The sequence below is a fragment of the Maritimibacter sp. UBA3975 genome (assembly GCF_002384975.1).
In the GTDB taxonomy this organism is placed as follows: domain Bacteria; phylum Pseudomonadota; class Alphaproteobacteria; order Rhodobacterales; family Rhodobacteraceae; genus Maritimibacter.
The window spans coordinates 465,364-477,824 of the sequence record NZ_DGCP01000009.1 but is presented as its reverse complement, the minus strand read 5'-3'; the positions used below and the strand labels follow the sequence as shown (position 1 = coordinate 477,824).

The 12,461-nt window shown below is 67.0% G+C and carries 13 protein-coding genes; all 13 read left to right on the top strand.

Going from position 1 to position 12,461, the window contains the following annotated elements; translation table 11 throughout:
• Positions 1-156 precede the first annotated feature (156 nt).
• The 13 genes from B2585_RS07375 to ftsH all read left to right on the top strand — a co-directional run bounded on the left by B2585_RS07375 (position 157) and on the right by ftsH (position 12,381).
• On the top strand, positions 157-936 hold the full coding sequence (locus B2585_RS07375) for a hypothetical protein (RefSeq protein WP_292021536.1): 780 nt from the start codon (positions 157-159) through the stop codon (positions 934-936).
• 49 nt (positions 937-985) lie between these two features.
• The gene (locus tag B2585_RS07370; protein ID WP_292021534.1) at positions 986-1,609 is read left to right on the top strand and encodes a hypothetical protein; all 624 of its coding nucleotides are present in this window, start codon (positions 986-988) and stop codon (positions 1,607-1,609) included.
• Positions 1,609-2,154, top strand: a complete 546-nt coding sequence (thpR, locus tag B2585_RS07365) for an RNA 2',3'-cyclic phosphodiesterase (RefSeq protein WP_292021531.1) — start codon at positions 1,609-1,611, stop codon at positions 2,152-2,154. Before B2585_RS07370 ends, thpR begins: the two co-directional genes overlap by 1 nt.
• A 29-nt stretch (positions 2,155-2,183) precedes the next feature.
• Complete coding sequence (locus tag B2585_RS07360; RefSeq protein WP_292021529.1) at positions 2,184-3,569, top strand: hypothetical protein; 1,386 nt, start codon at positions 2,184-2,186, stop codon at positions 3,567-3,569.
• A 2-nt stretch (positions 3,570-3,571) separates the two neighbouring features.
• Positions 3,572-3,961 carry a tol-pal system-associated acyl-CoA thioesterase gene (gene ybgC, locus B2585_RS07355; RefSeq protein WP_292021528.1) on the top strand — a complete coding sequence of 130 codons (390 nt, stop codon included), beginning with the start codon at positions 3,572-3,574 and terminating at the stop codon, positions 3,959-3,961.
• Between the two features lie 122 nt (positions 3,962-4,083).
• On the top strand, positions 4,084-4,779 hold the full coding sequence (gene tolQ, locus B2585_RS07350) for a protein TolQ (RefSeq protein ID WP_292021526.1): 696 nt from the start codon (positions 4,084-4,086) through the stop codon (positions 4,777-4,779).
• A gap of 1 nt (position 4,780) precedes the next feature.
• On the top strand, positions 4,781-5,254 hold the full coding sequence (gene tolR / locus B2585_RS07345; protein ID WP_292021525.1) for a protein TolR: 474 nt from the start codon (positions 4,781-4,783) through the stop codon (positions 5,252-5,254).
• Positions 5,255-5,263: 9 nt separating this feature from the next.
• Positions 5,264-6,337 carry a hypothetical protein gene (locus tag B2585_RS07340; protein WP_292021522.1) on the top strand — a complete coding sequence of 358 codons (1,074 nt, stop codon included), beginning with the start codon at positions 5,264-5,266 and terminating at the stop codon, positions 6,335-6,337.
• A 2-nt stretch (positions 6,338-6,339) separates the two neighbouring features.
• Positions 6,340-7,671 carry a Tol-Pal system beta propeller repeat protein TolB gene (gene tolB / locus B2585_RS07335; RefSeq protein ID WP_292022766.1) on the top strand — a complete coding sequence of 444 codons (1,332 nt, stop codon included), beginning with the start codon at positions 6,340-6,342 and terminating at the stop codon, positions 7,669-7,671.
• 78 nt (positions 7,672-7,749) lie between these two features.
• Entirely contained in the window at positions 7,750-8,244 is a 495-nt protein-coding gene (gene pal / locus B2585_RS07330) for a peptidoglycan-associated lipoprotein Pal (RefSeq protein WP_292021519.1), read from the top strand.
• Positions 8,245-8,266: 22 nt separating this feature from the next.
• Entirely contained in the window at positions 8,267-9,121 is an 855-nt protein-coding gene (ybgF, locus tag B2585_RS07325) for a tol-pal system protein YbgF (RefSeq protein WP_292021517.1), read from the top strand.
• Positions 9,118-10,365, top strand: a complete 1,248-nt coding sequence (gene tilS, locus B2585_RS07320; RefSeq protein ID WP_292021516.1) for a tRNA lysidine(34) synthetase TilS — start codon at positions 9,118-9,120, stop codon at positions 10,363-10,365. Before ybgF ends, tilS begins: the two co-directional genes overlap by 4 nt.
• A gap of 90 nt (positions 10,366-10,455) precedes the next feature.
• Positions 10,456-12,381, top strand: a complete 1,926-nt coding sequence (gene ftsH / locus B2585_RS07315) for an ATP-dependent zinc metalloprotease FtsH (RefSeq protein ID WP_292021514.1) — start codon at positions 10,456-10,458, stop codon at positions 12,379-12,381.
• The last annotated feature ends 80 nt before the right edge of the window (positions 12,382-12,461 follow it).

Sequence of the window (12,461 nt, the reverse complement as noted above, 5' to 3'; positions counted from 1 at the left end):
ACCTCGGGCGGCAGTCGGCCCGCAGGGGGCCAGCCCCCCCCGGTCCCCCCGACATATTCGCGAAACGAAGAAGGGGCCGTGAACCTTGTGGCACCGGACGGCGTTTCACAGGGTCGGGCGGTTGGCCCCGACGTCAGGTTTTTTTGGAGACGACAGATGCGTTGGATGATGACCGCCCTCCTGGGCCTCGCGGCCTGGCCCGCAGCAGCCCTCGATACCCGGTTCGGTCCGGTCGAGATCGCGCCCGTGGGCGAGATGGAGAAGGGGCTGCTGTTTCAGGGCGAGGTTCTCGAGCTGCCCTCCGGCCCCTATGTGGCCTTCATCGAAGCTGCCCTGCATGACTGGGTGCTGATCGCCGTGTCCCAAGGCGGCAACGCCTGCGCGACCGAATATGTCTGGGCGAAGCTGTCGGACAGCGGCGTCGACTTCTCGGAGGTCTTCGGGACCTGCGCCGAGGGGTTCGAACTGACCGAAGTACCAGCGGGGGCCAAGGTCACGTCACCCAGCGTCGAGGTCGGGCAAGGGCCGGTGTCGTTCATCTACGATGGCGAAAGGATCACCGAAGTGCAGGAGCCGGCACAGCAGGTCGGCTGGTCCATCGGCGATCCCGGCACCTTCTGGCTCGACAGTTACGTGTTCGACTTCTTCGGTGCCGCCGAATTGCAGGACCCGCTGATGGAGATGATGACGCCCGAGGCGCTGGCCACGGCCCAGGAGAACGCGGAACTGGGTGGGCCTTTCGCCTTCGAGGGCGACTGGATCGTGGGCTCGGCCTGCGAAAAACTGGAATGCGAAACCGACCGCGTCGCGGTGGCAGTATCCGAAGACGGGGCGCGCGTCGTGATCGTACTGTCCGAGGCCGGGCAGGCGCCGCAGCTTTTCGGCGATACCGACGGCCCGCTGCCCGCATCGCTGCGCGACCTCGCCCCGCAGTAGTTGCGAGCCGTGTCCCGACGCGGTATCTGGCGCGCCGAAAGGGGCCGCCATGACCGCAGACGAGATCGAGAGCCTGTTCACCCGAAAAGGCGCCTATGCCTTCGCCCGCTGGGGCCGCCCCATCGCGCCGGTCGTCTTCGGGGTCGAGGATGCGACGCTCGCGACCGTGAAGGGCGCGCTCGAGGCGGTCACGACCTTCGCCGGACACCCGATGGCCGAGACGGACCCCGAACTCGGCGCGAACCTGATGATCTTTTTCTTCCGGGACTGGGCAGAACTGCTGGAGGTTCCCGATCTCGACCGCCTGATCCCGGATCTTTCGAAACTCGTCGCCAGGCTGTCTGAGGTGCAGGCCGTGCAATACCGCACCTTCCGCTTCGACGAGGCGGGCGCGATCAAGGCCGCCTTCGCCTTCGTGCGTCTGGGCGGCGGCATGGAAAAGCTGCCTGCCGAGACGGTCGCGATGATGCAGGCGGCGCAGATCATGCTGGCCTGGGGCGAGGGGGCCTTTGCCGAAACCTCGCCGCTCGCCAAGCACCCCGAGAACGGGATGACGATGCTGCGCCCCGAGATCGCGGACCTGATCCGCGCAGCCTACGACCCGGTGATGCCGGCAGCCGCCGATGACGCCTCCCACGCACTCAGGCTCGCCGCAAGGATACAGGCGGGCTGATGCGCGCCTTCATCGCGCTCGACCTTCCCGAAAGCTTGCTGCGCCCGCTCACGCGGTTGCAGGCGGGTCTGACGGTCGGGCGGCTGGTCGAGGAAGAGAACCTGCACCTCACGCTCGCCTTCCTCGGCGACATCGATCCGGGGCAGGCCCACGACATCGCGGCGCGTATGGCCGACCTGCCCGATGCGCCCATCGCGCTGACGCTTACCAATATCGACGTGATGGGCGGGCGAAAGCCCAACCTCGTCCTCATGGACGCGCGGCCCACGCCGGAACTGCTGACGCTCCACGACCGGGTCACGAGACTGGCCCGCGAGGCCGGGGTGACGATGGAGCGTCGCCGTTTCCGCCCCCATGTGACGCTCGCGCGTTTTGGCAAACAGATGAGCGAGAAAGAGCATCGGGGACTGGGCGATTTCCTCAAGCTCAACGCGCCCTATGCGCTGCCGACGGAACTGGCCGACAGCGTCTCGCTCAACCGCTCCCACCTGCGCGACGACGGCCCGGTGTATGAGCCGCTGGCCGAATTCCTGCTGACCGGCTAGGCTTTCGCAAGGGGACGGGCCGGGGTGTCATGGCGAACATCGCAGATTTCGGGGAATTGTCGGCTGGCGAAACGGCGCTGCTGACCGGGTTGGCGTCAGGCGACACCATCGTCCTGGACCCCGACACCGGAAACGAGGTGCGCGCGGCGCTGCTGCGGCAGGTTCTCCTGAACGACCTCGACGACCTGTCAGAGGCCGTAGCCGGGGCGCGGGTCCATGAGAAAGGCGTGCGGCTGGCCGGCGCCCGGATCACCGGGCGGCTGGACCTCGAAGGCTGCCGGGCCCCGCGCGATATCGCCTTGATCGACTGCGACTTCGAAGCGGCCCCGGTCCTCCGCTCCGCCGTGATCGACAATCTTTTTCTCATGATGAGCCGCATTCCGGGGGTCGAGGCCGACCGGCTGGAACTCAGGGGCGGATTGTTCCTGCGCGACGCGGTCACATCCGGTCCGATGATCTTTCTCGGCGCGACGGTGGGCGGGAACGTCGATTGTTCAGGGGCGCATCTGTCGGGCGGCGACGGCAAGGTCGCCCTGTCGCTTGAAGGCGCGCGGATCGGCGGCATCCTGTTTCTCAGGCACGGGCGCATCGACGGCGAGCTGCACCTCGAGGATGCAGAAGTGTCTTCCCTGTGCGATGCGCCGGACACATGGCCCGCGTCCGGCAACCTGTTCCTCAACCGCTTCCGATACGGTTCGCTCACCGGGGCGGGACTGTCCTCGAAAGAGCGGATCGCCTGGCTCGACCGCCAGGATACCGGCAAGGACGGGGCCGATTTCTGGCCCCAGCCGTGGGAAAGCTGCGCTCGTGTGCTGCGCGACATGGGCTACCGCGACGAGGCGCGCCGCGTCCTGATCGCCAAGGAGAAACGCCACCGCGCCGCGCGGCGCCGTCGGCTGGTCCGGGAAGGGCGCATCCCCGGTGCCGCCTTTGCGGCGCTCGGCGATACCATCCTCGCCGTGACGGTGCGCTACGGGCGCGTGCCGCTTCTGGCGGTCGTCTGGCTGCTCGCGATGTGGGGGGCGGGCACGGTCATCTTTTCCGAGACCTACGCCCGCGACGCCTTCAAGCCGAACAACGCTTTCGTCCTGCGCTCCCCGGAATGGGCGGGCTGCGCGCCGGGTGTGAGCCTGGCCGGTGGCGCGGCCCTCAACACCGGCGAGAGCCAGCTTGCCTGCTACCTCGATCAGCCGTCCGCGGCCTCCTACCCGATCTTTCACGCCGGGATGTATGCGCTCGACACCCTCCTGCCCATTGTCGCGCTGGAGATGCAGGGCTATTGGATTCCCGACGAATCCGCGCCTTCGCCCTGGGGTCGCTTCGGCCGCGCCTATCTCTGGCTCCACATCGTGCTGGGCTGGGCGTTCTCCGTTCTCGCGGTGGCCGGGTATTCCGGCCTGATCAAATCGGATTGACCATGACCCATACCTTCCCCGTCCATGTCTATTACGAGGACACCGACCTCGCGGGCATCGTCTATTACGCCAACTACCTGAAGTTCATCGAACGCGCCCGGACCGAGTGGATTCGCGAGATGGGGGTGGACCAGACGCAGGTGAAGGCCGAGACCGGCATCGTCTTCGCCGTGCGGCACATCGAGGCCGACTACCTCGCCCCCGCGAAATTCGACGACGACCTGACCGTGCAAACCTCGCTCGAAGCGATGACGGGGGTGCGGATCGTCCTGCGCCAGGACGTGATGCGCGGGGTTGATCTGCTGTTTCAATCCACGGTCACGATCGTCGCCCTGACCGAGACGGGCGCGCCCGCGCGGCTACCGGCGAATATCCGCCAAAACCTGCACTGAAACCCGGAAATTCATAGCCTACACGCGGTTTTGTTGGCTATTGGGCTTCAATTCGGCTACCTTCGCGGGCATTAGAGCCGTCCGACAGAGACGGCGAACCGAGGCAGGTATACGGGACCGATATGGAACAGGAAGCCCTCGCGCTGGCAGGGGAAATGGATTTTTCCTTCTGGGCGCTTTTCATTCGTTCGACATTGATCGTGAAGCTGGTGATGATTTTGCTCATCGCGGCCTCGTTCTATTCGTGGGCGATCATCGTAACCAAGTTCATGCAATACCGGCGCGCGCGGCGCGAGGCGGCTGTGTTCGATCAGGCGTTCTGGTCGGGTGAGCCGCTGGACGAACTGTACGACCAGATCGGCCCGACACCCACGAGTTCGGCAGAGCGTGTATTCGCCGCCGGGATGCTGGAATGGCGCAGGTCGCACCGCGCGGACGGCGGGTTGATCGGCGGCGCGCAGAGCCGGATCGACCGGTCGATGGACGTGGCCATCGCGAAAGAGGCCGAGAGCCTCAACACCCAGCTGGGTTTCCTCGCGACGACAGCCTCCTCCGGGCCGTTCATCGGCCTCTTCGGGACCGTCTGGGGCATCATGCACGCCTTCACCGAGATCGCGCAGCAGCAAAACACCAACCTTGCCGTCGTGGCACCGGGCATCGCCGAGGCGTTGCTGGCCACGGGGCTTGGTCTGCTCGCGGCCATTCCGGCGCTGATCTTCTACAACAAGCTCACCTCCGACAGCGACAACATCGCGGCGGGCTGGGAAAGCTTCGCGGACGAATTCTCGACCATCCTCAGCCGCCAGTTGGACAGCTGACATGGCCGGCACCGTCACCCAGGCAAAACCGCGCGCCCGCCGGGGCCGCCGTCGCGGGCGCCATCGCGCGATGATGGCCGAGATCAACATCACGCCCTTCGTGGACGTGATGTTGGTGCTGCTCATCATCTTCATGGTTGCCGCGCCGCTGATGACCGTGGGCGTGCCCGTCCAGCTTCCCGAGACCGCCGCGACACCGCTCCCGGCCGTCGAGGAAGAACCACTGACCGTCACGCTGACCGAAGAAGGGACCATCACCCTGATGACGACCGAAATCGCCCGCGACGACCTGATCCCGCGCCTGCGCGCCGTCGCCGCCGAGCGGACGGACAACAAGATATTCCTGCGCGCCGACGGGCGCGTGCCCTACGAACGCGTGGCGCAGGTCATGGGCGCGCTCAACGCCGCCGGGTTCAATGACATCGGCCTCGTCACCGACACGGGCGGGCCGAGCATGGACGAGGCGTCGAGGTAGAGGCGGATCGTGAAGACCGGCTATTATATCTCGGGGATCGGTCACGGACTTCTGATCCTCTGGCTCCTGTTCGGGGGCCTGTTCGAGCGGAGCCTCGATGAGCCGCCCGTGCCGGTCGCGGACGTGTCGATCATTTCCGAAGAAGAGTTCGCGGCCCTGACCGCCCCGCCCGTTGGCACGCCCGAGCCGGAACCGGAGCCGGAACCCGCGCCCGAAGTCTCGCCCAATCCACCCCCGCGTCCCGAGCCTGAGCCCGAGCCCGCGCCGGAACCCGAACCGACACCGCAGCCGGAGCCGCCAACGCCCGAGCCTGCGCTGCCGACTGAAGACACGCCGCCGGACACCACCGACCCGACGCCGCCCGAGGCCGACCGTGTCGCCCCCGAGATCGCGCCGGAGCCGGAACCGCAGGCCGAGATCGCGCCGGAAGTGGCCCCCGAGGTCGCGCCCAGCGAGGACGCGGTCGACACGCCGCCCGAGGAAGAGCAGGAGGCGACCCAGCCCGAGGCCGCGACCACCGAGATCGTGACCGAGGCCGAAACGCCCCAGTCCGCCGCGCCCACAAGCTCGATCCGCCCGCAACCGCGCCCGCAGCGCCCGGAACCGGAAGTCGAAACGGCCCAGCCCGAGCCGGAGCCCGAACCGGAGCCGCAGCCCGAGCCGGAAACGGAAACCGAACGCGACCCGATCGCCGATGCCGTGGCCGACGCCGTGAACGACGCGCTCGACACCCCCGGTGCGGCCCAGACCGAGGCCCCGACCGGCCCGCCGCTCACCTCTGGCGAGCGTGAGGGCCTGCGCCTTGCGGTGAGCCAATGCTGGAACCTCGGGTCGTCGTCGACCGATGCGATGAAGACGACCGTGGTGGTGCTGGTCCAGATGCAACCCAACGGCGTTCCGTCGGGGATCGAACTGGTCTCGTCGAACGGGCCGAACGGGCAGGCCACCCAAACAGCCTTTCAAGCTGCGCGACGGGCGGTTATCCGTTGCGGCGCAAACGGCTATAACTTGCCGAGTGATAAGTACGAACAGTGGCGTGAGATTGAAATGACCTTCAATCCGGAGAATATGAGGCTGCGATGACGATGAACAAACTCCTGGCATATGCCCTGGCGCTTCTGGCGCTCGCGCCCGTGCTCTCCGCCACGCCCGCTCAGGCCCAGCAGGGACCGCTGCGAATCGAGATCACCGAGGGGGTCATCGAGCCGCTGCCCTTCGCCGTGCCGACCTTTCAGGCCGAGACCGGCGGGGCAGGGGCCTATGCTGAGGAAATCAGCCGCGTGATCGCGGCGGACCTGTCTGGCACCGGGCTGTTCCGGGAAATCCCGTCATCGGCCTTCATCTCGAACGTCACCAATTTCGCGTCTCCGATCCAGTATGCCGACTGGAAGGCCGTGAACGCTCAGGCGCTTATCACCGGGGCGGTGGCCGAAAGCGGCGGGCAGATCACGGTCAAGTTCCGGGTCTACGATGTCGTCTCGGGCGCCGAGCTGGGGCAGGGGCTGCAATTCACCGGCACCGCCGACGGCATCCGCCGCATCGCGCACAAGGTGGCCGACACCGTCTATTCCCGCATCACGGGCGAGAGTGGGTATTTCGACAGCCGCGTGGTCTTCGTCTCCGAGAGCGGCCCCAAGAACGCGCGGCGCAAGCGGATCGCGGTCATGGATTATGACGGCGCGAACGTGAAATACCTCACCGACGCCGAGTCGCTCGTCTTCGCGCCGCGCTTCTCGCCGGACGGGACCCGCGTGCTCTATACCTCCTACGAGACGGGACAGCCGCAGATCTTCGTGCTCGAGGTCGGCTCCGCGCAGCGCCGCTCACTGGGCACCGGCGGCGGCAACATGGCCTTCTCGCCGCGATTCTCGCCTGACGGGCAAGCGATCATCTTCTCGCTGGAGCAGGGCGGCAACTCCGACATCTACCGGATGGACGTGAACGGCGGCTCGATCCAGCAGCTCACCAGTTCGCCCGCGATCGAAACCGCGCCCAGCTTCTCGCCCGACGGCTCGCGCATCGTCTTCGAAAGCGACCGCTCGGGCACGCAGCAGCTTTACGTCATGTCGGCGAACGGCGGCGAGGCGCAGCGCATCAGCTTCGGCCCCGGCCGCTACGGCACGCCGGTCTGGTCGCCGCGCGGCGATCTCGTGGCCTTCACCAAGCAAAACAGCGGGCGTTTCCACATCGGCGTCATGCGCACGGACGGCTCCGAGGAACGCCTCCTCACGGCGTCGTTCCTTGACGAAGGCCCCACCTGGGCGCCAAACGGGCGCGTGATCATGTTCACCCGTGAAAGTCAGGGGGCCGACGGCGCGCCGGGGCTCTACTCGGTCGACATCTCGGGGCGCAACCTGCGCCGGGTGCCCACGCCGGACGCCGCATCGGACCCGAGCTGGGGGCCGCTCCAGAACTAGGAAAGCCGCGACGACACGGTGCGTCATGTGCTAGGATCGCCGCAATCGAGCAACGATAAAGACAGGACATTGAAGCCCATGAAAAAGATTACCCTCGTCGCGCTGATGGTCGGCACGCTCGCGATCTCGGCCTGTTCTCAGGACCGGTTCAACGCTGCGGATGCCGCCAATTCCGGTGCCAACGCGGGCGGCGTGAACGACCCGACCTCCGCCGCCTATTTCAACCAGAGCATCGGGGACCGGGTGCTTTTCGAAGTGGACCAGTCCACCCTGAACCCGCAGGCCGAGGCGGTTCTGGCCCAGCAGGCCCAGTGGCTGTCCTCGAACCAGGCCTACTCCGCGATCATCGAGGGGCACGCGGACGAACAGGGCACCCGGGAATACAACGTGGCGCTCGGCGCGCGGCGGGCAAGTGCGGTGCAAAGCTACCTCATCGAACGCGGCGTTGCGCCCAACCGCCTGAAAACCGTAAGCTATGGCAAGGAGCGGCCGCTCGCGATCTGCTCCGACGAAAGCTGCTATGCGCAAAACCGCCGTGCGGTGACGGTGCTGACGACCGGCGCCGGCACCTGACGGCGCGGGTGAGAGAGGGCCGATGGGGCTGACGAAAATCTTTCTGGCTGCGGCGCTCGCCGCGGCCTTCGCCGTGCCGGGGCTGGCACAGGACCGTGACCAGACGCTGGCGGATGTCCGTCAGGAACTGACCGTGCTGAACGTGGAGCTCGCGCGCCTGCGCACCGAGCTGAACACGACCGGCGCCCCGGCGCCCGTGGGGTCGGGCACCCCGCTCGACCGCGTGAATGCCATCGAGACCGCGCTGCAACGCCTCACCGGCAAGACCGAGGAACTGGAATTCCGGCTCAACTCCATTGCCACCGACGGGGCAAACCGGCTGGGCGACCTGTCCTTCCGGCTGTGCGAGCTGGAACCCGATTGCGACATCATGAACGAGGGGCTCTCCAAGCCTCTTGGCGGGGTGGAGGCGGTTCAGCCCGACCTGCCGGCCGGCCAGCTTCCCACCTCGACCTTGCCTGACGCGAATACCGGCGACACCGGCACACAACTGGCGGTGGGCGAGCAGGCGGATTTCGACGCGGCACTGGCCGCGCTCGAGTCCGGGGATTTCAACGGTGCCGCGACGCAGTTTCAGTCCTTCGTTGACAACTACCCCGGCACACCGCTCACCGGTCGCGCGCTGTTTCTGCGCGGCGAGGCGCTCAACGCGCAGAACATGGTGGCCGAGGCGGCGCGCGCTTATCTCGCGTCCTTCTCTGCCGAGCCGGGCGGGCAATCCGCCCCGGATGCGCTCTTGCAACTCGGCACGGCGCTCGGCCAGCTTGGTCAGGTGAGCGAGGCCTGCGCGACACTGGGCGAGGTGCCCAATCGCTTCCCCGGCTCGAACGCGGCAGGCGAGGCGCAGGCGGAGCGGCAGCAGCTCGGCTGTTCGTGACACCCGACGCGGCGCTGCGGGAGGCGCTCGCAGCCGCGCAGGACCGGGCCCCTTTCGATCACGTTACCGTGGCCGTGTCCGGCGGCGGCGACAGCATGGCGCTCCTCCTCGCGACCCATGATTGGGCGCGCGAGACCGGTATCGGCGTGAGTGCCGTGACGGTGGATCACGGGCTACGGCCCGAGGCGGCGGGGGAGGCGGCGCAGGTGGCCGCACTCTGCGCCACGCTGGGACTTGCCCATGAAACGCGGCACTGGGACGGGTGGGACAATCAGGGCAACCTGCAAGCCGCCGCCCGTGACGCCCGGTACGATCTTCTCGCCGCCTCAGGGACCGGCCCGATCCTTCTGGGTCACACGCAGGACGACGTGGCCGAGACCTTTCTTATGCGGCTGGCCCGCGGCTCCGGCGTCGACGGTCTGGGCCATATGCGCGCCGACTGGAGCGACCGGGGCCGGCGCTGGCTGCGCCCGCTCCTCGGCGTTCCCCGGGCCGCCCTGCGCGACTGGCTGCGCGGCAAAGGAGCGACGTGGATCGAAGACCCGTCGAACGACGATCCCACCTATGACCGGGTGAAAATGCGGTCGGCCCTCGACCTGCTCGGCCCCCTCGGGATCGACGCCGAACGCCTTGCCAGTACGGCCCAAACGCTGCGCGAAGCCCGCGTTGCGCTGGAGTATCTGGCGCATTTGGAAGCCCGCCGGATCGCACGGGTGGAGGCGGGCGATGTGGTGTTTCAGGCCGCCGAACTCCCTGCGCTGCCCGCCGAAACCCGCGACCGTCTTGTCGCCCATGCGATCGGCTGGGTGTCGGGCGCGACATATCGTCCCCGCCGCCGCGCGCTTCAGGCAGCGACGCAGGCGGCGCTGGCCGGGGGCAAGGCGACGCTCGGAGGCTGCGTGCTCACCGGGCGGAACGCAACGCTGCGGGTCACGAGGGAATTGCAAGCGGTCGCCGGGGTGCACGCACCTGTCCGCGACCTCTGGGACGGACGCTGGCGCATGGTCGCACCGCCGGGCGCGTCCACACAAAACCTGACGATCCGCGCACTTGGCGAAGCCGGGCTTTCGCTCTGCCCAAGCTGGCGCGACACCGGCCTGCCGCGCGACACGCTCCTCGCGTCCCCGGCCGTCTTTGAAGGCGATACCCTCGTCGCGGCCCCCGTCGCGGGAGCGCCCGAAGGGTGGTCGGCGGAAATCAACCATCCTCGCGGGGATTACCTTCCCTCTCTTTTATCGCATTGAACATATGACAACCTTCCCTATTTTAGAGTGAAGGTTGCGCGGAGCTGAGCCACCGCGCCTGCCACCAACTCGCTTCACGAGGAGATGACCTTGGGTAACGCGCGAAACTTCGCCTTCTGGATCGTGCTCTTTTTGCTGATCCTGGCCCTGTTCAACCTGTTTTCCAACGGTCAGGGCACCATCGCCTCGACCGCTGTGAGCTATTCCGAATTTATCGAAGACGTCGACAACGGCGAGGTGACGAAAGCCACGCTCGACGGCGAAGACGTGACCTACGTCGGCACCGGCGGCACCGTCTACTCGACCGTCGTGCCGCGCGACACAGACGTCTCTGAACGGCTGATCGCCGAGGGCGTCAATGTCGAGGCGAAGAAGCAGGAACAATCCGGCTTCCTGTCGCTGCTCTCGTTGCTCCTGCCGGTGATCATACTCATCGGCTTCTGGTTCTTCATGATGAACCGGATGCAGGGCGGCGGCAAAGGCGGCGCGATGGGCTTCGGCAAGTCGCGCGCGAAGCTGCTGACCGAGCGTGAAGGTCGTGTTACCTTCGACGACGTGGCCGGCATCGACGAGGCCAAGGAAGAGCTTCAGGAGATCGTGGAATTCCTGCGTAACCCGCAGAAATTCTCGCGCCTCGGCGGCCAGATCCCCAAGGGTGCGCTGCTCGTGGGCCCTCCCGGCACCGGTAAAACGCTTCTGGCTCGCTCCGTCGCGGGCGAGGCTGGCGTGCCGTTCTTCTCCATCTCCGGCTCCGACTTTGTCGAGATGTTCGTCGGCGTGGGTGCGTCCCGCGTGCGTGACATGTTCGAACAGGCCAAGAAGAATGCGCCCTGCATCGTCTTCATCGACGAGATCGACGCGGTCGGCCGCTCGCGTGGCGCAGGCTACGGCGGCGGCAATGACGAGCGTGAGCAGACCCTGAACCAGCTTCTGGTCGAAATGGACGGCTTCGAGTCCAACGAGGGCGTCATCATCATCGCGGCCACCAACCGCAAGGATGTGCTCGACCCCGCGCTTCTGCGCCCCGGCCGCTTCGACCGTCAGGTCACCGTGCCGAACCCCGACATCAAGGGCCGCGAAAAGATCCTCGGCGTCCATGCCCGCAAGGTGCCGCTCGGCCCCGACGTGGACCTGCGCATCATCGCGCGCGGCACGCCCGGCTTCTCGGGCGCCGACCTCGCCAACCTCGTGAACGAGGCGGCGCTGATGGCCGCCCGCGTGGGCCGACGGTTCGTGGTAATGGAGGATTTCGAGAACGCCAAGGACAAGGTCATGATGGGTGCCGAGCGCCGGTCGATGGTCCTGACCGACGAGCAGAAGGAACACACCGCCTATCACGAAGCCGGTCACGCGGTGGTGGGCATGTCGCTTCCGAAATGCGACCCGGTCTACAAGGCCACGATCATCCCGCGCGGTGGCGCCCTGGGCATGGTCGTGTCTCTGCCCGAGATCGACCGCCTGAACTGGCACAAGGACCAGTGCGTCCAGCAGCTTGCCATGACGATGGCCGGCAAGGCCGCCGAGATCATGCGCTGGGGCGAGGACGAAGTGTCGAACGGTCCCGCCGGCGACATCATGCAGGCCAGCCAGCTGGCCCGCGCGATGGTCATGCGCTGGGGCATGTCGGAAAAGGTCGGCAACATTGACTACGCCGAGGCCGCCGAAGGCTACCAGGGCAACACCGGGGGCTTCTCCGTCTCCGCCCACACCAAGGAGCTGATCGAGGAAGAGGTGCGCCGCTTCGTGCAGGACGGCTATGAAACCGCCCGCCGCATCCTCGAAGAGCGCAAGGTGGAGTGGGAACGTCTGGCCGAAGGCCTGCTTGAGTACGAGACGCTCACGGGTGCCGAGATCAAGCGCGTGATGGCCGGTGAGCCGCCCCACATCGACGAAGATGAGGATGGTGGCGCGGGCGAGGCCGCCGAGGATAAGCCCTCGGTCGCCGCGATCCCGAAAACCAAGCCGCGCAAAAAGCCCAAGGGCGACGGCGGTATGGAGCCGGAACCGACCGCCTGAGGCGCGACGAGACACAGACACTGAAAAGGCCGGGTTTCGACCCGGCCTTTTTCGTCCGGCCATTCCCGCTTTGCCCGGGA

Coding starts and splice junctions, on each gene's coding strand:
- tolQ (WP_292021526.1), top strand. CDS start 4,084: ATGGAACAGGAAGCCCTCGCGCTGGCAGGGGAAATGGATTTTTCCTTC.
- pal (WP_292021519.1), top strand. CDS start 7,750: ATGAAAAAGATTACCCTCGTCGCGCTGATGGTCGGCACGCTCGCGATC.
- ybgF (WP_292021517.1), top strand. CDS start 8,267: ATGGGGCTGACGAAAATCTTTCTGGCTGCGGCGCTCGCCGCGGCCTTC.
- ybgC (WP_292021528.1), top strand. CDS start 3,572: ATGACCCATACCTTCCCCGTCCATGTCTATTACGAGGACACCGACCTC.
- B2585_RS07370 (WP_292021534.1), top strand. CDS start 986: ATGACCGCAGACGAGATCGAGAGCCTGTTCACCCGAAAAGGCGCCTAT.
- thpR (WP_292021531.1), top strand. CDS start 1,609: ATGCGCGCCTTCATCGCGCTCGACCTTCCCGAAAGCTTGCTGCGCCCG.
- B2585_RS07360 (WP_292021529.1), top strand. CDS start 2,184: ATGGCGAACATCGCAGATTTCGGGGAATTGTCGGCTGGCGAAACGGCG.
- tolB (WP_292022766.1), top strand. CDS start 6,340: ATGAACAAACTCCTGGCATATGCCCTGGCGCTTCTGGCGCTCGCGCCC.
- B2585_RS07375 (WP_292021536.1), top strand. CDS start 157: ATGCGTTGGATGATGACCGCCCTCCTGGGCCTCGCGGCCTGGCCCGCA.
- tolR (WP_292021525.1), top strand. CDS start 4,781: ATGGCCGGCACCGTCACCCAGGCAAAACCGCGCGCCCGCCGGGGCCGC.